The sequence below is a fragment of the Lysinibacillus sp. S1 genome, from assembly GCF_044986265.1.
GTDB classification, from domain to species: Bacteria; Bacillota; Bacilli; order Bacillales_A; family Planococcaceae; genus Lysinibacillus; species Lysinibacillus capsici.
The window spans coordinates 3,902,914-3,925,466 of sequence record NZ_CP173154.1 but is presented as its reverse complement, the minus strand read 5'-3'; the positions used below and the strand labels follow the sequence as shown (position 1 = coordinate 3,925,466).

Below are 22,553 nucleotides of genomic sequence, written 5' to 3'. Positions count from 1 at the left end.
TACTAATAGTCCTATTCTAGACATTATTTTGTCACGATATAATAAACACCGCCTGCCGAAGTAAGCAAGCGGTGTTCGCTGTTAACAATTAAGCATGAATTTCATGATTTTTCATGAATTTTTGTAGCGTTTCATAGAATGCGTCAAATGTTGGGATGTCCATTTGTTGTTGTGAGTCAGACAATGCCACAGATGGATCTGGATGCACCTCTGCCATGACGCCATCAGCACCAATTGCAATTGCTGCTTTTGCACATGGTAATAATAAATCACGACGCCCTGTTGAATGTGTAACATCTACGAATACTGGCAAATGCGTTTCTTGTTTTAAAACTGGTACGGCTGAAATATCTAATGTATTACGAGTTGCTTTTTCATAAGTACGAATACCACGTTCACAAAGGATAATGTTTTCATTTCCTTTAGACATAATGTATTCTGCAGCATGAATGAATTCATCAATTGTTGCAGCTAAACCTCGTTTTAATAAGACAGGTTTATTTGTTGCACCTGCTGCTTTTAATAATTCAAAGTTTTGCATATTACGTGCACCAATTTGGATGACATCAATATAATCCAATGCTTCCTCTAAATGACCTGGTGTCACGATTTCTGTAATAACACCTAAACCATATTCCTCGGACACACGTTTTAAGATTTTCAGACCTTCTAATCCAAGACCTTGGAAGTCATAAGGAGAAGTACGTGGCTTATAAGCACCACCACGAATTAACTTTTCGCCTTTTGCTTTAATAGAAGCAGCAACTGCTGCTACTTGCTCATAAGACTCAACCBCACAAGGACCGAATACGAAAGATGGTTTTCCTTGCCMAATTAATTCACCATTGATATTAATAATTGTATCTTCTGACTTCTTCTTACGAGATACAAGCAACTCTTTCTTTTTATCAGCTTCAAGTTGTTTTAAAGCTGTTTTAAAGATTTGCTTAAATATATAATCAACCGTCATTTGGTTTAATGGACCTTGATTGTGTTCTTTAATAAGATCAAGCATGTGTCTTTCACGCAGCGGATCATAGCGATTCACACCTTGTTTTTCTTTAATTTTACCGATTTCATCAACTACAGCTGCACGTTCATTAATTAGACGAAGAATTTCTAAGTTTAAACCGTCTATTTGACTACGTAAGCTTTCTAAATCTTTTTGGCTCATGCTTTCTTGCTCCTCTCCTCATGVCAGACACTTTCAGAACTCTGAAATGTATGTTACATTTTTAGATAATAGCATTATTATAATCAATGTTGTTCAGAATGTCACGCATTTTTAATTTAGCGCTTCAACTCGCTAAATTATTTTCAAGTATGACGCGAAAGGAAGCGATTACATTGAGTTCTAAACTATTCGCACTTGATATTGGCACTCGCTCAGTGGTCGGGATTATTCTCCAAGAAGAAAATGATCATTTTCATGTGGAAGATATTTTAGTAAAAGAGCATAAAGAACGTGCCATGGTAGATGGACAAATACATAATGTCATGTATGTGGCAGAATTAATTAATKAAATAAAACGYGAACTTGAAGAAAAACATGGGCCTCTCACAAAGGTAAGTGTCGCAGCAGCAGGTCGATCTTTGAAAACTGAACAAGCTAGTGTGACCATCAATATTCGTAATCGACCAATTTTTACTGAAGAAGATATTAGTCGCTTGGAACTTCAGGCTGTTCAACAAGCACAGCAGCAACTCTTGCAACAAAAAGAGGATGCAAAAATTAGCCACTATTATTGTGTAGGTTACTCAGTCCTGTATTATCGCTTGGATGGCGAGGAGATCGGAAGCCTGTTGGATCAACAAGGGGATGAAGCCCAAATCGAAGTGATAGCAACGTTTCTACCTCGGGTAGTTGTGGAATCATTGATTGCCGCTCTTAAACGAGCTGATTTAGAGATGGAAGCATTGACGTTAGAACCGATTGCTGCCATTAATGTGCTGATTCCTCCAACGATGCGTCGCCTAAATGTGGCACTTGTTGATATAGGGGCAGGTACATCAGATATTGCCATTACGGATAAAAGTACAGTTGTAGCTTACGGCATGGTCCCTACAGCTGGCGATGAAATAACAGAAKCTTTAAGCGACCACTATTTGCTAGWCTTCCCTGTAGCTGAAGAGKCTAAACGTCAGCTACAAACCTCTGAAGAGATATTGATTCAAGATATTCTAGGCTTTGATCAGTTCTATCCAAAGGAAGAGGTTTTTTTAGCAATTGAGCCTGCAGTGAAACAGTTGGCGAAGTCTATCGGAGAAGAAATTCTACGACTCAATAATCGAGTAGCACCCAAAGCCGTTATGCTGGTTGGTGGCGGTAGTTTAACACCCAACCTTACTACAGAACTAGGTCAAGTTCTAGATTTACCAGCTAATCGTATTGCTGTTCGAGGCATTGATGCTATTCAAAACTTAACAAAAGAAGATCATATAAAAGCCTCACCTGAATTAGTCACACCTATTGGTATTGCCATTGCTGCTAAAAAAATGCCGATTCAATATATGAGTTTAACAGTCAATAACCAAGTGGTACGCCTTTTTGAACTAAAAGAAATGACTGTTGCAGATGCCTTTCTAGCTGCAAATATTCGTGCAAAGCAATTATATGGAAAACCAGGACATGGACTATCTATCAGTGTCAACGGACAGGACATATTTATACCAGGTGGACATGGTCAGCCTGCTGAAATATTGGTAAACGGGCAACAGGCATCAACAAAAAGCCTGATTAAAACTGGAGATGCCATTCAGTTAATAGAAGGCCAAGATGGGCAACAGGCGACGGCTACAGTAAGAGATCTTATAGATGATGCAGCAATAAAGACTGTGACAATCCAAAACACCAAATATGTGATTGAGCCCAAAATTTCTGTCAATAACTCTTCTGCATCACTCGATACCGTTTTAAATGATCGTGATATCGTCGTTTTTGATATTGCCGAAACAATTGAGGATGTATTCAAAATCACTAATAATTGGCATTTGTTAAAGCAATTTGAGTCCTATACGATTCAAGTAGATGGACAACCTTTATATTTACCAGAGTTCTCTTCTCAGCTAATGATTAATGGAAAAGTAGCCAAATTGAGCTATGCTGTACAAAATGGAGATGTGATAAGCTTCCAACAACCATCTCTACCAACAGTACAGCATATCGCAGACCAAATGAATCTTTTGCTAGAGGATAAAATCATTATTCATTTCCAACAGGAAGTTTTGGAACTAAAGAAGACTGCAAATGAAGCGATTGTTAATAAAATGGTTGTGTCACCACAATCCACTGTACCCAATGGAGCGACTTTAGTATTTAAAGAAAAGGATCGTAGTCGTTGGATTTATCAAGATGTTTTCCGATTCTCTAATTGGCAGCTGCCAAGTGCCTTTAAGGGGAATTTTACGATTTTAAGAAATGGTCAGCCAGCGAGCTTTGATACAGAGATATTTGGTGGTGATCAATTAGAAATAATATTAGAAGCAACACCTATCATTTAAAAAAAGGGATACGTTACAACTTTATCTTGTAACGTATCCCTTTATATTATGCATTATGCACGAACTTCTTCATTGGTTTCTTCTTTTTGATCTGCTTTTTCTGTCGTTTCTTCGGCTTTTGGTTCCTCACTTGGAATATAATCCTCTAATGGTTCTTCCCCTTCAAAGGAAACCGTACCATCATCAAAAACAGTTGGTGCTTTTGCTGTTTTTAGTGTTTTTACTTTCTCTACTAATTGTGTAGATTGCTCTTGAATTTGTTTAGAAAGTTGAACTGTTTTATCTTTTGCAGTTGTCGAGAAGTCTGCACTCTTATCTTTTAGCTGAACAGCTTGTACAGCCACATCACTGCGTAAATCTTTTCCTGATTTTGGAGCTAACAGTAGACCTGCAGCAGCCCCTACGATTCCACCAACTAATGCGCCAATCACAAAATCTTTCATGTTTACACGCTCCTCTTCATAAATCGAGTCTTGCGGATGATAAAGCTGAGGCAAAGAACTTTCAAGCTGCTGTTCCTTTACTTCGTTAAAATTTGGCTTTTGAGTTGTCATGCAACAATTCCTCCCCATCTAATTATCAAATTTGTCTAGACTGGTTGTCCATCTATTTTCACAGATGCATCTTCAACTTATATGTCTAAGAYTTTATTTTTATTCAGCCAGCATAGAATACTCACTGAATAATTATCATTTTTTACGACCCCATTTTCTTTTTGGTGTTTCTTCTACTTGCACAGTTTCAAATGCATAGGCATCAGGTGATACCGTTTCCTGCTCGATGATTTTTCGCTTTTTCCATTTATCAGCAATACCCATCGCAACATTACTCCATTGTACAACTTGTGCAATTTTTTCTTCATTTTGTTCTACGCTTTTAGAGACAGAAGTAGTAATCTGCTGAACAGAATTATTTAAACCATTAACGGAGTCACCAATACCTTTAACAGCTTGAACAACTGAATTTAATTGTTCAGATTTATGTTGAATATCCTCTGCTAAGCTATTTGTTTTTGATAATAAAGAAGTTGTTTCGCGTGTAATGCCTTCCATTTGGCCTTCAATCCCAGATAATGTCCCTGCTAAGCTGTTTAAGATGGATTTAAGCGAGAATAATGTCATGCCCACGCTCACACATAAAATTAAAAAACCGATTGCAGCAATAATGGCTGCAATATACAAAATCACTTCCATAAGTTGACCTCCTGCTAGTAAATTGTCTTTACTATTACTTTCCCTATCTTCGACAAAAAAAACGGAATTCCTGCTTAAATTTGAGAAAAAACAGCTTAACCCCTACGGACTAAGCTGTTTCATTGTTTTTAAGCACGTCTTCAAAAGCATCTTGGAACTTGTGAACATCACCAGCGCCCATAAATAAAAATACTGCGCCATTATGTTTTGTTAATATATCAATTCCTTCAGTGGTAATCACTGAACTGCCTTCAATAAGTGACGCTAAATCATGAATAGAAAGCGCGCCTTGCGTTTCTCTCGCAGAGCCAAATATATCACATAAATAGGCTGTATCTGCAAGGCTCAAACTATCCGCAAAATCTTGTAAAAAAGCTTGTGTACGTGTAAATGTATGTGGTTGGAAAATCGCAACTAGCTCACGTTCAGGAAATTTTTGTCGTGCTGATTGAATTGTCGCGCGAATTTCCGTTGGATGGTGTGCATAGTCATCTATTAAAACATTATCCCCTATATCCGTCTCAGTAAAACGTCTTTTTACACCTTTATACGTGTGTAAACGCTCCTGAATAATATCTGGAGAAATGCCTTCATATTCACATAGCGTAATAACCGCCAATGTATTTAAAACAGCATGATCCCCAAATAATGGGATAAAGAAAGTGCTATAAAATTCATTACGTACAAAAACATCAAATTTTGTACCCTCAGTTGTTTTTTCAACATTACGAGCTTCAAAGTCATTTTCAGCACCAAATCCATAATACACAACTGGTACTTTTGCTTGAATACGTTGAAGCTGTTCATCATCACCACACGCTATAATTGCTTTTTTCACTTGTAATGCTAATGATTGAAATGCAGAATATACGTCCTCTATATTAGCGAAGTAATCTGGATGATCAAAATCGATGTTCGTCATCACAGCATAATCAGGATTATATGCTAAAAAGTGACGGCGGTATTCACACGCCTCCATTACAAAGAAATCAGCATTTTCATGACCTGCCCCAGTACCATCACCAATTAAATAAGATGTCGGTTTATAGCCACCTACCACATGTGCCATTAAACCAGTCGTAGATGTTTTACCATGTGCACCTGTGATGGCAATAGATGTATAGTTGCCAATATATTCACCTAAAAATTTATGGTAACGAATGACTTCTACACCTATTTCTCGAGCACGTACTAATTCAGGGTGATCATCGGAAAATGCATTACCTGCGATCACTGTCATACCTTCTTTAATATTATCTGCATTAAATGTAAAAATTGGAATATTACGTTCACGTAACGGTTGCTCCGTGAAGAAATATTTATCGACATCTGAGCCCTGTACTTGTTCACCAGCATCAAATAAGATTTGTGCAAGCGAACTCATGCCAGAACCTTTAATGCCTGTGAAATGAAAAACTGTCATTAATTAAACCCCCCGGGAATTTCAATATCCCATCTATCATCTATTAGGTGTATCGTATTATTTCACGAATGGTTAGGTATTAATACCTTCACAAGTGTTAAAAAATACGTACTATTCAACACATCTTGTCTMTTATAGCACTTTTTATGCATAAGGATAGATGTGTAACTTTTCTAAAAAAACTAAATTCGACGTAAATTAGATAATCTAGACGAAAACAATGCAATTCTTATTCAAACATAGTAATTAAATCTTCTTCTGTAATGTAACTTTCACGTGGCTTACTTCCTCTTGCTTCCGAAACAAAACCATGTGATTCTAACATGTCAATTAAACGAGCAGCACGATTATAGCCAATATGATACTTTCGTTGAATCAATGAGGTAGAAGCGCCACCTTGCTCATAGACAAATCGACAAACATCTTCAAATAAATCGTCCTGTTCTGCGGACACCTCTGTTTTCTTTAATAATTCCTCTTGATCGAAAATATAATCAGGCTCACCCTGTTCACGAACATGCTCAATAATCGATTCAATTTCATCATCTGTAACAAAAGTTCCCTGTAAACGCACGGGCGCTGACATACCATTACCTAAATATAGCATATCCCCTCGACCAAGTAACCTTTCAGCTCCTTGCCCATCTAAAATGGTACGAGAATCAATTTGAGAGGAAACTGCAAAGGCAATACGTGTAGGGATATTTGATTTGATTAACCCTGTAATAACATCCACTGAAGGTCTTTGCGTTGCAACAATTAAATGAATACCACATGCACGTGCCTTTTGAGCAATACGGCAAATBGCCTCCTCTACATCTGCTGGAGACATCATCATTAAATCTGCTAACTCATCAATGACAATTAAAATGTAAGGCAACTTCAGGCTATGTTCATTATTTTTATCAGCTATGGCATTAAAACGTGTAATATCACGTGCACCTGCATGAGCGAATAGTTGATAGCGACGCTCCATTTCCTCAACTGCCCATTTTAGTGCCGCCGTTGCCGCCTTTACATYTGTAWTKWYAKGWCWAACWRAATRCGGMATAYGRTWWAATSGSGMSWSYTSTASSMTTKKAGRGTCKATMAGSAYRRGTTTTAGCTCGTGTGGTGCAGCTTTATATAATAAACTAACCAAAATAGAATTAATACAAACGGATTTACCCGAACCCGTTGCACCAGCGATTAAGCCATGTGGCATTTTACGCAGATCTAACGTAACAGGTTTTCCAGTCAAATCAAGTCCTAATGCTGCCTCTAATGGTGAATCTGACTCAACGAAGGAGGCACTATTTGTTACCTCAGATAAGCGAACAGCTCGTGATACTCTATTTGGGATCTCAATACCGATCGAACTTTTCCCAGGAATTGGTGCTTGAATACGAATATCTTTTGCTGCTAGGGCAAGTTTTAAATCATCTGCTAAGTTTCGAATTTTACTCACCTTTGTACCATGGCTCACCGTTATTTCAAATTGAGTAACAGCAGGACCTTGCATAATCGATTCAATTTGCGCAGAAACTTGGAAATAAGATAGTGCTTCGACTAATGTCTCGCCCTGTTGCTCCATCCAATCCGTATCCTGTGTTTTTTCCTCTGGTGGCTCTAGATATTCATCCGTTGGCTTTTGATAGACGTGTACAGGCTTTGCTGGTATCTCAGCTTCTACTTCTACTTCTACTTCTTGTGGTGCTACTTGATTCTCAACAGATTCTACCGGAGCATAATCTACAATTTCTGAAACTACTTCAGGTTCGATAGCTAGTTCTGGTTCTGACACTTGGTCCCGTTCTGAAGATAGTTCAAGTTCTGGTTCTAATTCAAGCTCTGGCTCAATAGTTGCAGAAATTTCATCAGCAGCTGCTTTTTCAATTTCTATTCTTTCATTTATTGAGATACTTGACATTGATGTAACAGGAGCCATTGTAATTACAGCAATAGGCTCTTCAGCACTACTTGTTGTAGGGACACTTTCTACTTCATCTTTTACCTCAAGTTGCACTGGACCATCTACTTGCAATTGAACAGTCTCTGACATATGGAAATCGTTGTCATCTTCTGGTGGTGAAACGGACATTTCGCTTGTTGTCATGCTGTCTAAGGACGATGATTTTTCTGGCATCACATCCACTAGTTTGTTTTTCTCTGTTTCTGGCATGCTCTCTACACGTATAGGCTGCTGAGCCATCTTCAATTGCTGTTGGATTCTCCATTTTTCTTTATCTGTTTTTAACATTAGTACATTAAATGGAATTCGACTTTTTTCTTCCCTCGATGCAGTATCAGGAGATTGGTCATCCATTGACGGTTGAACGACAGTAACTTCTCCAATATGGATCGTAGAATTTTCTATTTGTACTTGTTCCACAATCATTTCTTTGACATGGATTTCCGATTGATCTGCTGAAAGTTGTTGAACTGTTTGATCTTGAACAACAGCTTCCTTCTCTTGCCCTTCAAAATCCATAGCAAAAGAAGTAGTTTGAGGCACAGCTACATTTGATGACAAATTTTCCTTATCATCGTTCTCKTCAACCAACAGTTCTTCCTCAAAAATAATTGGTTCACTTACTGTCGAAAGTTCTTTCGATTGAATAATCTCATGGTGTTCCGTTAAAACCGTTTGGTTTGTGCTAGCCGGCTCTTTTTCTTCTAGTATATTTTCATTGACCTCATTTGTTGTCGCTTCTTTTAAAGGCTTTGCAACAGTAACCCTTTCAACTGCCTGTACATCGGTTTCTTGCTTCTCATATTCCTCTTTTCTTTTATCTAATAAATCTTTGATGGGACTTGGTTTTGCAAAACCATAGACAGGTGAAGGCACATCTGTTGGAACAAATCGTTTGCGATTCTCAGGCATAATATTTTCAACTTTTTGTTCTTTTCGCTGACTCTTTTCTTTTGGTGCAGGTGCAGTCATAGGACTTATAGTAGCTGTTTCATTTTGTGCATCTCGAAAGACTAAGCTTGCTCTTGAACGAAATTCTTGTTCTGAAGGCTGACTTTTCATCATTGTTTTTCTACCTGTACGTTTAGAGCGATTTGCTAGTAAATCTCGAATTCCTGAAACCTCAACATCATAAACACTAGAATCGACAATATGATGATTTAAATGTTTTGGTAACGATAAATCCCCAATTTGTCCATAATCATCATCTTCCATTTGATCAAACATTTCTTTTGAGGGCGTATAGGATGCTTCACCTTCATCATCGTCAATCAAAGGGAAACGGAAAGTCTTTTGCTTAGCGATTGGTGGTTCTTTTTGTGTATGTAATTGCTCCGACTGAACTTCTCCATAATCCTCATAATATTCTTCATACTCATAGTCTTCATCTTCTTTATTAATAAATTTACTAATTTGTTTTTTAAACCAGTTCACTTCGTTTCACTCATTTCTCTTACACTTCATTTATAGCATTGTCTAGTTTTAWAKWKWYSMRTAGSTCMRKRKCTRYATSWAARAGMMWASCATAAAAACGGTCTTGAAACTTGCATTTAGAGGCTCATTCTAAACAAAAAAATCGTTATGCTACTAGCATATTAGTAACATAACGATTTAGGGCATTTCACCTTGACACAAGGAATAATATCATGATAAAACATTTAAATTTTAATAATTTCTTTTTTAAATAGGGGAATTTTTATTTAGTTGGTGATTCAAAAGCACTACCAACTATAGCATCCTCTGGTAATACTAAAATCCCTTTTTCAGATGGTGCATTAGGAATCGCTAATTCACGCGCTGAACAAAGCATGCCGTAAGACTCAACACCACGTAAATTTCCTTCTTTAATAAGCATTCCCGAAGGCATTACGGCACCAATTTTCGCAACAACTACCTTCTGACCTGCTTCTACATTAGGAGCTCCACATACAATTTGTAGTATCTCATCTCCTACATTGACTGAACAGATACTCAATTTGTCAGCATTTGGATGCTTGTCCTTTGTTTCTACATAACCAACCACAAATTTTGGTGAAAAATCAACATCAAGATTAATATTAGCTCCATTTTTTTCGATTGCCACTGCTAGCTGTGCTACTAATTCTGGTGTCACTTCTACTAAGCCTTTAGCATCTGTTTGGATGTAACTGCTCGCATTAAATAAATTGAAGGCTTTAATTTCTCCCGTTTGAGCTTCCCTTAAAATAGCAATATCACCAGCACGTTCTACTTCTGTTTTCACAATAGCCTCCGTTGCTAGTTGAACTAGTAAGACATCTCCTACATGCTCTTTGTTGTAAAATACGTTCATTGTTATTCTTGCTCCTTTTTCACTCTGTTTTTTGCTAAGATAAAGATTGGTTCTAGTTCTCCATCTTCATAAATAAAAGATAATGACGTAATCGGTACAGTACCGACTGCAAAGAAATGCATCGTCATCTGTGCTAATACATCATACCCTGTTTCATTACGAATATCACCTATAATTAATACATCTTGATGAGGCACGGATAATGTCATATCGCCCTCCACTTGTGCCTGCATTTCTTTTAAAAAGCTCTCATTTAAAATACGGCTAGCATCATAGCCATCATTCACATTGACAAAATAAAAAATATTACCTGCTACCTCATCTTTTTTATAGGCGGTTGGTAGTTGTTTCACCGAAAAGCGTGCCATTTCTCGAATTTGTTCTACCGTTAATTGTAAGGCTTCTAGCATGGATTCATCAATAAAGCGATAGGTTTTACCTAAATCGAGTGCATAAAAAACGCGCGTTTCAGCTGTATGCTCAGTTGTAATAAAGGCATGCCCTTCTTTCGATGCCTGTGGATAAGAAGTGGCACGAATCACGGGATAAATCTGTGTAGTCGTTTGGAAACCCTGTTCTTTTTCTTGTACCATTGCATTAAAGGTTTGCTCAATTGTATATATAACTTCTTCAATCGCTGACTCTTGCTTGTCATTATATTTTGCTAAGATCCCAGGTAAGGAGAGCTCCATCCCTTTTTCAATTGTCTTATGATTCAAGCGTAATTTATCGTACTTTTTATCAAAATGAAATTCATATTTCTCTTCAGTTAATTGCTTTTTTAATAGCTCGACTAGTTGTTCAGACTTCATTCGCTTCATCTTTTTCACATCCTAACTTCAAAATGAAACGGCTCACATGTTTGTGAACCGTTCTGTTCATTCCTTCTATTTACTTCATCTTAACCGAATGAACGATTTTCGTCATCTCACGCAAATTATTTTCAATTTGTTTTGCTTTTGAAATGGTTGTCATCTTCACACCACCACTACTAACAATGAGCTCCATTTCATTTTCTTCGTCCGTTTTTAGAACCGCTGTGAAGCCATAACGACCATCCTTATCAAAAGTCGATTCCTCGATAATTTTGTCCGCTTCATTTTCTTTTAAAAGATTATAATAAAGTTTACTGTCTTGTGCTTCACGATCATTGATAAAAAGAATGTAGCTTTCTTTGCCTTTTGAAATCACAATATTATAAGCATCTGAACTGTCTTCAATTTTAAAGTTTGAAGGTAAGTATAATTTGATATCCCCAATTTCTACTGTATGTTCTTCTGGCTCTTCAGCAAAAACCTTCTCCGTTAATTGGAGCCCATTAGCAATTTGATCATCAATAGATTGATTGCAGCCAGAAAGGACAAGAAGTATAAGCATTAGGCCAATTGCTCTTAGCCATGAAAATAACATGTCTCTCTTCCTTTCACTACTAACTTTTTTCTATTTTAAAAAAATTAATCATAAGATGCAACCTAACTATCCTCTCACCACTAATTCTTTTTAACTATTTTTGTGAAAATGTGAACAAATATTGACCAACTAAAAGCGAGACAATATGCTCAAACATCATCTGTCTACTAACTAAACCTTGCGTAAAAATACCTACAGCACCTGCGCCTTGACGAATATCTCGACGCTTTGTATATTGCTCCATAATCGGTCCAAGTTCTCCACCAGTTCTTATTTCCTGGGCAATTTCTTTTGGCAGAATAATTTGTGCGCCAGCAGCTGTAAACATTGTTCCATCTGACACAGTTAATGCACCCCAGTTACAAACATACATGTCATCATCGATTTCAGTTACGCCACCTTCTAAGCCAAATGATAATTCTGCATCCGTTAAAATCAAGGCGTTTTTAGCACGATTCATTGCCCCTAATCTAGTTTCTTCATTACTTATCGGTTGATCTGATACTTCAGAAGCAGCTTTGACATGAGTAAAGAGAGAATCCTCAAAGTATTTGCGAACAATTACTTCAACTGCTTCTGTTTTGGCCTTATTGGTTGTGCCAATTGCTATTTTCATTTAATCCCCACTTTCTTTCCATAGAAAAAGATGCCTCTAAAAGGCATCTTCCTAGCTTCTTATACATTAGCGTGAATTGACTCTAATGTCGAACGATCTGCTTTTTTCACTAATTCAACAATTAAAGCTTTGGCAGCTGCATAATCATCAATGTGAATAATTGATGCTGATGTATGAATATAACGTGAGCATACACCAATAACTGCACTTGGAACGCCATCGTTTGCCGTATGCACTCGACCAGCATCTGTTCCACCTTGGGAGACAAAGTATTGATAAGGGATATGATTGGATTCGGCCGTATCTAAAATGAATTCACGCATACCACGATGTGTTACCATTGTACGATCTAAAATACGAAGTAAAGTACCTTTGCCGAGCTGTCCAAATTGACTTTTTTCACCTGACATATCATTGGCAGGAGAAGCATCTAGTGCAAAGAATAAATCTGGTTTAATCATGTTTGCTGATACTTGTGCACCGCGCAAGCCAACTTCCTCCATTACATTTGCACCTGAGTATAAATGTGAACCTAATTTTTCGTGCTGTACTTCTTTCATTAATTCAATCGCTAGACCACAGCCATAGCGGTTATCCCAAGCTTTAGCCATAATTTTCTTCGGATTAGCCATTGGTGTGAATGGACAAATTGGTATGATGGATTGTCCAGGACGAACACCCATAGACATAGCATCTTCTTTATTATCAGCACCAACATCGATAAGCATATTTTTTATATCCATTGGCTTCGCTCGTTCTGCATCTGTTAATAAATGGGGTGGGATGGATGAAACTACACCAGGAATTGCCCCATTTTTCGTATATACTTCTACACGCTGTGCAAGCATAACTTGGTTCCACCAGCCGCCCAATGTTTGAAAACGGATCATTCCATTATCTGTGATAGAAGTAACCATAAATGCTACCTCATCCATATGAYCAGCAACTMATMTTTTCGGTGMATCMGYAMYMYCWCTKWGCTTAACACCAAAAATACCCCCCAAATKATYTTKAACGRTTTCATCCGAGTACTTTTCTAACTCAGAACGCATGAACGCGCGTACTGCGTGTTCATTACCCGGAGCGCCTGGTAATTCTGTTAATGTTTTAAATAATTGTAATGTTTCCTCATTCATGATGACTCTCTCCCCACGAAGTAGAATATTCTTCCTTGCCTATTGTAACACAATTATTTCCGAATTCGAAATATTGATACATTTCCTCAATCCGCATAATTGTGAACGTGCATTCACTCTATAGGCTATGCTAAAATAAAGGTATAGAAAAAGGAGGAAAAAAGTATGAAATTACGTGATTTTTTAATTGGTGTCGCAACTGGCTTAGCTGCCGCAGTCATTATTAAAGAAGCTAGTGAAAAAGTTTCTCCGTTCGTACCTGCAGGACAAGTACTTGAAAACATAAAAAGAGAATTTAAAAAGGATTCACCGATTGATGGTTCTTGGATTTTTATGAAAACTGAAGATTTTACAAACGGTATTATTACCATTCCAGTATATCGTGGGGGGATCTCGCGTATGCATGAAGGTGAGATGCAGACATTCGAATTTGCTGCCGATGCACGCTCTGGTGTTGTCGTGGAACTAACAGAAGTTTAATTATGTATATACAATAGAAGCCATCTCATAAATTGAAGATGGCTTCTTATAATGTTAAAAACAAAACATTTTTGTGAAAGGTGAAAAGAGATTTCCAATGCGCTGGCGGAACGGAAATCAACCCCTCACCTTGCTAAAGGGCCTTTTCTGCTACTCATAATATCTAATTCAACAACATAAGAAGCCATCTCATAAAATGAAGATGGCTTCTCTATGTTATTCKGATAAACCTTTATTATTAAAGTACTTTTTATACTTACGKTAATAATTTAAATTATTGAGTGTTAGTTTCACCCAACGCTTCGCATTCATATCCTCGTTAAAGTAGAGAGAATTTGTGTATTTACCCTCACTAATTAATTTTTTTGCTTCTAGTTTGAGCTTTTCATTCGATGCATATTTGAATAATACACCTTTAGGAATAATCATCCATAAATGCTTGTCCTCCACATATGTGACTTCTTGCTCGATATTTAACATATGGTCATCCGCAACATACTTCATTAAATTATGCCCACTTGCTGTTACATAGTAGCTAGAACGCACATTACGTAAACTGACCTCTATAAGTTTATATTGCTTGTCTCGAATATCATATTTCATATCAAAATTCGCAAAACCTGTATAGCCAATGTCCTCTAGGAAGAAACGTACTTGATCCATTAATTCTTTATCATAGGTTGTCACGATGGCTGCATAACTTCCGATTCCTTCAGGAGAATGTTCTTCTAGAATAGGGTTACCTAGACACATCAGCTTCACTTTTCCATCCTTTCCTACATAGGCATTTAACACACGCATATAGGAATCGTCCCCAGGAATAAATTCTTGAATAATCATTGTATCCTGATAAGTAGAGCTATAAATAGCTTTTAATATAGCCGTTTTTTCCGCTTCATCATGTGCAACAAATACTTTTTTCTTCCCAGGGAATTTACAAGCCCAATATTCTACAGAGTTGGAAGCCTTTAAAATGATAGGGTAAGCAAATGGTGGTGTAAAGTTTTCATAGTTGTCAGCTGTCACCGTTGTTGTACCTGGATATTTAAAATTATATTGATCACACATTTTATAGAAATTTTCTTTCAATAAAATTTCATCCATCAATGATTCGTCGATATAAGGTACGGTAAAATGCTCTTGTAATGCTGGCTTATTTTTGATGATCAGCTTGGCATAATCGTCCCCACATGCTAAAAGTAATAGTTTTTTATCAGCATATTTTTTTGCAACTTCTGCAAGGGCAGGTGCAAAAACATCTTGTTCATTTAAACGGTCTATTTCTTGAAATTGTAGGATATGGCTATCTTGTGTTGCTGTTAAATGAGAACGTCCTAAAACAAGTGGTTTAATACCATATGCTTCATAAAACGCACGTGCCATACCATATGCATTCATATCTGATCCAAGTAAAACGGGTAAAAATGGTTGTTCAGTTGCCATGTTTATTTCAACTCTCTTTTGTATTTTAGTATCGTGTTAAGTGTATCATATTTTCTATCCTGTTCACGAACAAAAACGCGAGGTATTGACATTTTATATGCCAAATACCTCGCCTTTGCTTGCTCGATTAAAATGTAATAACAGCTTGTCTACTACGCTCTAGTTTATCCACAATCTCTTTGCCTGACTCATCCCATCGAATCATACGGTAATAAGCATCGTGATAGAAAATAAAGCCATAGTTATTTGCAAGGGCTTCTTTCATCAGTCGCTCTTTTGCAAATACACTTGTCATTGGATAATCGTCATAGGCTAATACCCATAATGGATTTTGATGAGCATGAGTCGGCATAATATCTGCCATATGCAATAACACTTCATCATTTTGCGTTAGCTTGATGACAGCATGACCCTCACTATGACCACCAGTATGAAGCATTTCGATTCCAGGTACTACTTCCAATGACTCTTCGTAGGTTTCAACTAAATGCTGAACTGGCTCCCAATTTTCTTTCCAATAAGTATTTTTAGAACGGATATTGGGGTTACGCATTTCATCCCATTCAATTTTCGTTACAAAAATCTTGGCATTTGGGAAAGTTGGTACAAGTACATCCCCTTCCCACTGTGTTAACCCCCCAGCGTGATCAAAATGTAAATGCGTCATTAACACTGCATCAATATCTGCTGTCGTTAATCCTAACTCTTGTAAGCTATCAGCTAACGAAGATTCTTCTGTTACACCAAAGTTTCGTAGCTGCTTTTCATTTAATTTGTTAAAGCCAACACCCGTATCAATAAGGTAGTTTTTGCCCCCAAATTGAATAAGAATAGGTTCTGTTGGTAATTCAATTTGGTTTTTTTCATTGACTGGATATTTGCGGGACCAAAGAGGCTTTGGTACAACACCAAACATCGCACCACCATCTAGGCACGTAACACCCCCGTTTAGCCATGATAATGACATATTGTGAAACTGTAACTGATCCATCCATATTCCCCCTACAATTTAGTGATAAATTGCGATTCTAAGCGATAAATCGGCTGCCCCTTCGCAGAAAACTTCTCTTCATATTCTGTCATCACATTATCCTCTGGCATATTTGCATGCAGGTCGAGAGATACATGCTTTAATAACGTCCCAGATTCAGACATACTGATTAAAGAATACTCGAAAAGACCTCGGTTATCCGTTTTAAAATGGACTTCCCCATTATCCACTAAAATCGACTCATATAATTTCAAAAAATCCCCGTGCGTTAAACGTCTTTTTGCATGTCGTGTTTTTGGCCAAGGATCTGAGAAATTCAGGTATACACGTGATACATCGTTTTTGTCAAAGAATTTATATAAATCTGCGCCATTTACTTTTAGTAAACGTAAATTCGCTGGAGATTTTGCCTCTAGCACTTTTTCTAGTGCACAAACAATCACACTATCGTAAAGTTCAATGCCAATATAATTGATTGTTGGATTTTGCAAAGCCATACCGGTCACAAATTGTCCTTTTCCAGACCCTACTTCAATATGAATAGGGTTGTCATTGCCGAAAACAGCCTGCCAATTTCCTTTAAAGTCTTCAGGATTTGGAATAATCACCTCTGGGTGATCTGTAATCATTTCCTCTGCCCAAGGCTTATTTCTTAATCTCAATGTTGTTCCTCATTTCTTTCTTGTGAAATTATTGATTTTTTTATAGTATAACGTATTCCCTTATAATTCGCATGAAATTATTGCACAATGATATTTTTATGAATCCTTAACAATAACCTGCCAAGCATTTTGTTGTATTGTACAGTGGATATTGGTCTCTTGATTGACAATGCCAATATAATTACCATCCGTATGGCAGTCAACCTTATCTGCTACGATAAGATCAAAGACCTGCCCCTGTAAAAAAGTAACTTCCTTAAATTTTGTATGTTTTTCAAAAAACACAGTGACAAATACCAGTAATAATTTGATACGAGAAATACCATGTACAATTGTGATATCCACTTGCCCATCATCTGCTTTTGCGGCAGGTGATATTTTCATGCCGCCTCCAAAATAAGGTTGATTACTCATCGCCACAAACCACGTCTGCTGAAATTGCCATTCCTGTCCCTCTGAACGTATCGTTATGTCAAAGCGTTCAAAGCGAAATAACCCTCTAATTACAGCGACAGCATACGAAAGTTTCCCTAATCCAATCTTATTGAGATAAAACTTAAGACGAGAAGTGTTAATTGATTTTGTCACAAAGGCATCGAAGCCTATGCCAGCATTATTAACAAATATTTCTTTTCGTTGATTATCAATCTGAACGATCCCTGCATCCATTCTTACATTAGCCAAGGTAGTCTTTACATAATCCTCGATTTGCTGGGCATTGGAAAAGGTATGAAAATAACGTGCAAAGTCATTACCAGAGCCAGCACGAACTACACCAATTATGATGTATTTATTATGTATAACACCACTAACTACTTCATGAATGGTGCCATCACCACCAACAACGACAAGCAATTTCTTCTCTTGTTGCTGGTGTGCCCATTGTTGAGCGATTTCCTGTCCATGTCCTGCATATTCAGTAAAAGCCACTTGATAGGAAATCGTTAGTTGCTCTTGAAGTTGGAGCCAAACTTTTTTTCCTTTTCCATTCCCAGCGGCCTCATTGACAATAAATAGAACGTTCATACATCATTCCTCTGTTGGCTGAGATGCTTGCTGCCATATATCTCGGTTAAAGGAGGTGGTTTGGACCGTATTTAAAATTGTCTGTGCAGCTCGGATTTGCATATGCTTCATAGGAGAGGAAACTTTTCTTAAATGCTCTATCCATTCATGGTAATTTCGACGATCAACAAAGCGTACCCCAAATGGTGAACCAGGATAATCAAAATACCCATTACGAGATAGCACAACCTTACGGATGGGCATATCAATATCCTCTTGTTTAAATAATTGCGACAGTACCGATTCCATCCGCCCTAAGTTAATCGTTGGATTCAAAACTTTAAAATCCTTCGTCCCTACTTTTTTAATCCAGAAGCGATCGCTGCCACCTACATATACAGCTTGATTTTCAGCCTCTAAGACCGTAATACAAATACACTCTGTCGGCGACATTAACACTACATCTAGCTCTATAGGTGCTTTTCTAATTTGTAGTATTGGATAATAAAACAATAGATAATTATCTGGCAATGTTTGCAATAGCATACGGAGCAATGAGTCACGCATGAAGCGAGGATCTACATATGATTTTTCCCGTAATGTTGAACTAGCCCATTTCATTTGAAAATGAAAGAACTGATCAATAAACATTCGTTTCAACTCATGGATGGATTGTGGTGCATACACAATTTTAGGTTCAAATGTGAGTGTCGTTTCTTCTTCAGGAATTATATCCTCATCGCTGACAAGCTCATTTGATATTTCTACTTCTTCAACATCCTCTGTTGTTTCCTTTTGCCGCCCAGCAAACCATTTTTTTATGAAGGTAAAACGTTCTTTTTCCTCGTAAGCCTCCGCTTCCACCTCATTGTCGACATGTTGCCACTCGCTAATATCTTCTCCCAATTCCCACTGTCGCTTAATGCGCTCCCATTGGTTTTTCTTCAAGCGCACAAATTGTGTTGGGTATCTCGCTAAATCAATTTGATAGCGTGAAATGTAATCTTGTAATTTCACCAATTGTGCCATGTAAAGGTCACTCCATTCTTACTCACCATATCTATAGTTCTCTTTTTATCTAGATTGCTTTGGAGAAAAGAGGCATTGTATTCAATACATCGACAATTATTCTACAAATTTCAATCTGTAAAATTATTCATTACTATCCTTTTTATTTTACATGACGATACCAAACATTACATCCATAAAAAAGAGAACTACCCTTATCGATAGTTCTCTTAAACGGTTCTTTTATTTTGAATTCAAAGAAAGTGGTAATTTCGCCTCAAAAGCTTGTTGCAATTTACGCGTCCATTCACCTGGCACTCCAGTACCGATTTGGTTTCCATCCACATCAATAACAGGAGTAACTTCTGAAGATACAGAGGATACAATAATTTCATCCATTGTTAATAAATCAGCTTTTGTCATTGGTTCTTCAACTACAGGTAAACTAATCTCTTCTGCACATTTTAAAATGACCTGACGAGTAATACCGTTTAAAATGAAATTATTTGCTGGGTGTGTATAAAGCTTACCGTCTTTAATCCCATAAACATTTGCTGATGAACATTCTGTTACGATATCCCCGCGATGTAAAATTGCTTCGTAGCAGCCCTTTTCAGCTGCCTCTTGTTTTGCTAATACTGCACCAAGTAAGTTTAAAGATTTGATATCACAGCGCAACCAACGAATATCCTCTACAAACGTAGCCTTAACCCCTTTTTCAAAGTTTTCATATGCACGTTCACCAGCTTTCACATTACCAGTTAATACAGCTGGAACACTTGCATCTGGGAAAACGTGATTACGTGAATTGGCACCACGTGTAATTTGGAAATAAACATGCCCTGTATCAAGATTATTTTTTTCAATCAGCTCATGTAATAATTTGTGTAAGACGTCTTTTGTATAAGGAATAACAAGACGAATTTTTTCGGCGCTTGCATAGAAACGATCAATATGCTCTTGTGCTGTAAACATATTTCCGTTATAAACTTTGATTACTTCATAAATACCGTCACCAAATTGATAGCCTCTATCTTCTGGTGATACTGCAATGGATCCTTCTTCAACAATTTGATCATTCCATAATGAATATGCCATGTTTTGTTCATCCTTTTCGTCTTTGAGTTATTTTTTTCCTGCAAGTTCAACAATTGCTTCAGCATAAATTGCCGCTGCTTTTACAAGGTTTTCAACGACAACAAACTCATCCGCTCGATGCGCTACATCTGGCTCCCCTGGGAAGAGCATGCCAAATGCCACGCCTTTTTTCATCACACGTGCATACGTCCCACCACCAGTTGATAATAAAGGTGTTTCTGTATCTCCCGTTTGACGTCTATAGATAGCTGCTAATGTCTGGATGAATGGATCATCTTCGCTGACATAATGTGGCTTGGAGTCGTCTTGTATGTCTAGAGAAAACCCTTTTTCTACCGCTAAGCGTTGTGCTGCTGTTATTTTTTCATCGAATGGATAGGAAACTGAATAGCGCATACTAATTACTAAACTGCCGCCTTTATGGACATCATAGCTTACGATCCCTGGATTTAATGTTGTTTGTCCTGACATTGTATCCTCAAACTGCAGATCGAGCTGACTACCATAATGATCCTGATAAAAAACATCTGCAATAAAGTCGACAAATTGTTTACTTGCTTCTGTCGTCAACTCTTGTTGTAAAAATGCTGCAAGATAAACAGCTGCATTGATACCTTTATCTGGTTCCATTGCATGGGCTGCTTTACCTTTGATAGTTATTATATAGCGAGACTCCTCCATTAATAAAGAGCCTTCTAGCTGATTTTTACTTAAAAATGTTTGAAAATTCTGTTCGAATGATGCTGTTACGTGCTGAATTATTGCTTTTGCAAAATCAGGTACCATATTTGGGCGCTTTCCTGCATTAAATAGTAGTAGTTGTTCTTTCGTTGCATCACCCACTTTATTTTGAGAGAACACAAGCTCTGCAATGCCTTTTTCTGCATTGATGAGCGGGAAATCCGCATCTGGTGCAAAACCAATTGTCGGCATTTCCTCCTGTTTAAAATAGTGGTCGACACAGCGGAATCCTGTTTCTTCGTCTGTACCAATAATCATTCGTACTCTTTTTTCTAACGGAATACCTGCATCTTTCACAAGTTTCATGGCCATCCATGCCGCAATCGTAGGCCCTTTATCGTCAATCGCACCACGTGCAAATAATTTACCATCAGCTACTGTGCCGCTGAAAGGAGGGTAAGTCCAATCTGCTTCTTCTCCAATTGGGACAACATCAACATGACATAAAATACCAAGTAAATCTTCACCAGTTCCCATTTCAATATGTCCAGCATAATTATTAACATTTTTCGTGAGCAGGCCTTCACTTTGACCTTTTGCTAGTAACCATTCAAGCGCTTGAAGTGGACCATCTCCAAAAGGTACTTCAGTAGTTATTGTATCCTCATCGAGCACACTATTTATTTGCACAAGCTCCTGTAACTCTTGTATTAATTCGTCTTGCCTTTCTTTTGCAGCTTGTAACCAATCCATACCATGTACCTCCTTCAAAGTATTAACATTATTCTACACCTTACAACATATATGACAATCAGCTTTCTGACAACTATTTTCAGTAACTTCTACTGTCACTACCATATATAGCACGTTTTTCACGTATTCCCACAAAATACAGTATAAATTTTATATATTAATTGTAAATTTCTCTTGCATTCACTAGAAAATTAAGTAGTTTTTCTATATAATAAAGTTATCAGAATAATTGTTCTGACTATAAAATTAGAAAAGGGGATGTCTAAGGCAGCTACTTATTAGCCTAAGTGCACTCCGCACATATTGTCGTCCGCTAGTCTTTGCCAAGAGAATTAAGATGAAGGAGTGGTTCATTTAATGAAACCAACTACTGATCGAATGCTTAATCGTATTAAAGACGTGTACATGTTTATTTTAGACAAAGGAACCGTGTCTACACAGGATTTAGTCGAAGAGTTTAGTATCACTCCTCGCACCGTTCAAAGAGATTTGAACGTGTTAGCCTTTAACGATTTGGTGACGAGTCCAAGTCGAGGCAGATGGACAACGACGAAGAAAAAAGTAAAATTAACGTCTTAGTTTTACGTTTTGTACGTAAAGCATTGTGTATGGAAAAAGAATGACCTTTCGTCGGGGTCATTCTTTTTTGTCGTTAGAAGATTATTAGATTTTTTTCCCACTTTGCTTACTGACTTCTCCAGCTTGCTTTCTGTGTAAAGTAATTATTTTCATCACTTTTTCAGTCATCTATCTATGCAAGCAATGATTTTTATCTTACTTCCATTCATCTATATAAAACGATTATTTACATTGCTCCTTTACCCTTCAATCTGAGCCTCACATCTTAGCATAGCAACATAAATCTGCGCGCCATTATCTGCTTTGTGCTCT

18 protein-coding genes and 2 pseudogenes are annotated in these 22,553 nt (G+C 37.4%); 3 read left to right on the top strand and 17 right to left on the bottom strand.

What is annotated here, in order from left to right:
• Positions 1-88: 88 nt before the first annotated feature.
• The gene (locus ACHZEU_RS19640) at positions 89-1,174 is read right to left on the bottom strand and encodes a bifunctional 3-deoxy-7-phosphoheptulonate synthase/chorismate mutase (RefSeq protein ID WP_404803667.1); all 1,086 of its coding nucleotides are present in this window, start codon (positions 1,172-1,174) and stop codon (positions 89-91) included.
• Positions 1,175-1,347: 173 nt separating this feature from the next.
• Here ACHZEU_RS19640 and ACHZEU_RS19635 point away from each other — a divergent pair, with 173 nt between their 5' ends.
• Positions 1,348-3,501: a cell division FtsA domain-containing protein gene (locus tag ACHZEU_RS19635; protein WP_404804604.1), complete on the top strand. Its 2,154-nt coding sequence runs from the start codon at positions 1,348-1,350 to the stop codon at positions 3,499-3,501.
• Positions 3,502-3,554: 53 nt separating this feature from the next.
• On the opposite strand, the gene ACHZEU_RS19630 is transcribed toward ACHZEU_RS19635, so the two are convergent.
• The 9 genes and pseudogenes from ACHZEU_RS19630 to ACHZEU_RS19590 all read right to left on the bottom strand — a co-directional run bounded on the left by ACHZEU_RS19630 (position 3,555) and on the right by ACHZEU_RS19590 (position 13,541).
• Positions 3,555-4,055 carry a YtxH domain-containing protein gene (locus ACHZEU_RS19630; RefSeq protein WP_004226105.1) on the bottom strand — a complete coding sequence of 167 codons (501 nt, stop codon included), beginning with the start codon at positions 4,053-4,055 and terminating at the stop codon, positions 3,555-3,557.
• 135 nt (positions 4,056-4,190) lie between these two features.
• Complete coding sequence (locus ACHZEU_RS19625; RefSeq protein ID WP_048393503.1) at positions 4,191-4,694, bottom strand: DUF948 domain-containing protein; 504 nt, start codon at positions 4,692-4,694, stop codon at positions 4,191-4,193.
• Between the two features lie 109 nt (positions 4,695-4,803).
• A complete protein-coding gene (gene murC, locus ACHZEU_RS19620; protein WP_404803666.1) occupies positions 4,804-6,117 on the bottom strand; it encodes a UDP-N-acetylmuramate--L-alanine ligase in 1,314 nt (437 codons plus the stop codon).
• A gap of 229 nt (positions 6,118-6,346) precedes the next feature.
• A pseudogene (locus ACHZEU_RS19615) lies at positions 6,347-9,502 on the bottom strand (DNA translocase FtsK).
• Between the two features lie 262 nt (positions 9,503-9,764).
• The gene (gene ytpR, locus ACHZEU_RS19610; protein ID WP_048393499.1) at positions 9,765-10,379 is read right to left on the bottom strand and encodes a YtpR family tRNA-binding protein; all 615 of its coding nucleotides are present in this window, start codon (positions 10,377-10,379) and stop codon (positions 9,765-9,767) included.
• A gap of 2 nt (positions 10,380-10,381) precedes the next feature.
• Positions 10,382-11,200 carry a DUF1444 domain-containing protein gene (locus tag ACHZEU_RS19605; RefSeq protein ID WP_081011002.1) on the bottom strand — a complete coding sequence of 273 codons (819 nt, stop codon included), beginning with the start codon at positions 11,198-11,200 and terminating at the stop codon, positions 10,382-10,384.
• A gap of 70 nt (positions 11,201-11,270) precedes the next feature.
• Positions 11,271-11,789, bottom strand: a complete 519-nt coding sequence (locus ACHZEU_RS19600) for a hypothetical protein (protein WP_281216049.1) — start codon at positions 11,787-11,789, stop codon at positions 11,271-11,273.
• Positions 11,790-11,883: 94 nt separating this feature from the next.
• Positions 11,884-12,405, bottom strand: a complete 522-nt coding sequence (locus tag ACHZEU_RS19595) for a DUF84 family protein (RefSeq protein WP_054549934.1) — start codon at positions 12,403-12,405, stop codon at positions 11,884-11,886.
• 59 nt (positions 12,406-12,464) lie between these two features.
• Positions 12,465-13,541, bottom strand: a pseudogene (locus ACHZEU_RS19590) (M42 family metallopeptidase).
• A 165-nt stretch (positions 13,542-13,706) separates the two neighbouring features.
• Between ACHZEU_RS19590 and ACHZEU_RS19585 the strand changes: the two are divergent.
• Entirely contained in the window at positions 13,707-14,021 is a 315-nt protein-coding gene (locus ACHZEU_RS19585) for a hypothetical protein (protein ID WP_004226089.1), read from the top strand.
• 216 nt (positions 14,022-14,237) lie between these two features.
• Here the strand turns inward: ACHZEU_RS19585 and ACHZEU_RS19580 are convergent, their stop codons facing one another.
• The 7 genes from ACHZEU_RS19580 to pepV all read right to left on the bottom strand — a co-directional run bounded on the left by ACHZEU_RS19580 (position 14,238) and on the right by pepV (position 21,662).
• Positions 14,238-15,464, bottom strand: a complete 1,227-nt coding sequence (locus ACHZEU_RS19580; protein WP_404803665.1) for an ATP-grasp domain-containing protein — start codon at positions 15,462-15,464, stop codon at positions 14,238-14,240.
• Positions 15,465-15,591: 127 nt separating this feature from the next.
• A complete protein-coding gene (locus tag ACHZEU_RS19575; RefSeq protein ID WP_048393489.1) occupies positions 15,592-16,455 on the bottom strand; it encodes an MBL fold metallo-hydrolase in 864 nt (287 codons plus the stop codon).
• 11 nt (positions 16,456-16,466) lie between these two features.
• Positions 16,467-17,117: a tRNA (guanosine(46)-N7)-methyltransferase TrmB gene (trmB, locus tag ACHZEU_RS19570; protein ID WP_404803664.1), complete on the bottom strand. Its 651-nt coding sequence runs from the start codon at positions 17,115-17,117 to the stop codon at positions 16,467-16,469.
• Between the two features lie 96 nt (positions 17,118-17,213).
• Positions 17,214-18,143, bottom strand: a complete 930-nt coding sequence (locus ACHZEU_RS19565; protein ID WP_257960547.1) for a diacylglycerol kinase family protein — start codon at positions 18,141-18,143, stop codon at positions 17,214-17,216.
• A 3-nt stretch (positions 18,144-18,146) separates the two neighbouring features.
• Positions 18,147-19,151 carry a nuclease-related domain-containing protein gene (locus ACHZEU_RS19560; RefSeq protein WP_288582103.1) on the bottom strand — a complete coding sequence of 335 codons (1,005 nt, stop codon included), beginning with the start codon at positions 19,149-19,151 and terminating at the stop codon, positions 18,147-18,149.
• A 222-nt stretch (positions 19,152-19,373) separates the two neighbouring features.
• Positions 19,374-20,228, bottom strand: coding sequence for a D-amino-acid transaminase (gene dat / locus ACHZEU_RS19555; protein ID WP_103118672.1), 855 nt, complete (start codon positions 20,226-20,228; stop codon positions 19,374-19,376).
• Positions 20,229-20,255: 27 nt separating this feature from the next.
• The gene (gene pepV, locus ACHZEU_RS19550) at positions 20,256-21,662 is read right to left on the bottom strand and encodes a dipeptidase PepV (RefSeq protein ID WP_279495784.1); all 1,407 of its coding nucleotides are present in this window, start codon (positions 21,660-21,662) and stop codon (positions 20,256-20,258) included.
• A gap of 357 nt (positions 21,663-22,019) precedes the next feature.
• Between pepV and ACHZEU_RS19545 the strand changes: the two genes are divergently transcribed.
• A complete protein-coding gene (locus tag ACHZEU_RS19545; RefSeq protein WP_004226074.1) occupies positions 22,020-22,241 on the top strand; it encodes a DeoR family transcriptional regulator in 222 nt (73 codons plus the stop codon).
• The last annotated feature ends 312 nt before the right edge of the window (positions 22,242-22,553 follow it).

Excerpts from the sequence above, each read along its gene's own strand:
- ACHZEU_RS19585 (WP_004226089.1), top strand. The coding sequence starts at position 13,707 with ATGAAATTACGTGATTTTTTAATTGGTGTCGCAACTGGCTTAGCTGCC.
- ACHZEU_RS19625 (WP_048393503.1), bottom strand. The coding sequence starts at position 4,694 with ATGGAAGTGATTTTGTATATTGCAGCCATTATTGCTGCAATCGGTTTT.
- ACHZEU_RS19595 (WP_054549934.1), bottom strand. The coding sequence starts at position 12,405 with ATGAAAATAGCAATTGGCACAACCAATAAGGCCAAAACAGAAGCAGTT.
- ACHZEU_RS19560 (WP_288582103.1), bottom strand. The coding sequence starts at position 19,151 with ATGGCACAATTGGTGAAATTACAAGATTACATTTCACGCTATCAAATT.
- ACHZEU_RS19600 (WP_281216049.1), bottom strand. The coding sequence starts at position 11,789 with ATGTTATTTTCATGGCTAAGAGCAATTGGCCTAATGCTTATACTTCTT.
- murC (WP_404803666.1), bottom strand. The coding sequence starts at position 6,117 with ATGACAGTTTTTCATTTCACAGGCATTAAAGGTTCTGGCATGAGTTCG.
- ACHZEU_RS19630 (WP_004226105.1), bottom strand. The coding sequence starts at position 4,055 with ATGACAACTCAAAAGCCAAATTTTAACGAAGTAAAGGAACAGCAGCTT.
- ACHZEU_RS19565 (WP_257960547.1), bottom strand. The coding sequence starts at position 18,143 with ATGAACGTTCTATTTATTGTCAATGAGGCCGCTGGGAATGGAAAAGGA.
- ytpR (WP_048393499.1), bottom strand. The coding sequence starts at position 10,379 with ATGAACGTATTTTACAACAAAGAGCATGTAGGAGATGTCTTACTAGTT.
- pepV (WP_279495784.1), bottom strand. The coding sequence starts at position 21,662 with ATGGATTGGTTACAAGCTGCAAAAGAAAGGCAAGACGAATTAATACAA.
- ACHZEU_RS19575 (WP_048393489.1), bottom strand. The coding sequence starts at position 16,455 with ATGGATCAGTTACAGTTTCACAATATGTCATTATCATGGCTAAACGGG.
- ACHZEU_RS19605 (WP_081011002.1), bottom strand. The coding sequence starts at position 11,200 with ATGAAGCGAATGAAGTCTGAACAACTAGTCGAGCTATTAAAAAAGCAA.
- dat (WP_103118672.1), bottom strand. The coding sequence starts at position 20,228 with ATGGCATATTCATTATGGAATGATCAAATTGTTGAAGAAGGATCCATT.
- ACHZEU_RS19545 (WP_004226074.1), top strand. The coding sequence starts at position 22,020 with ATGAAACCAACTACTGATCGAATGCTTAATCGTATTAAAGACGTGTAC.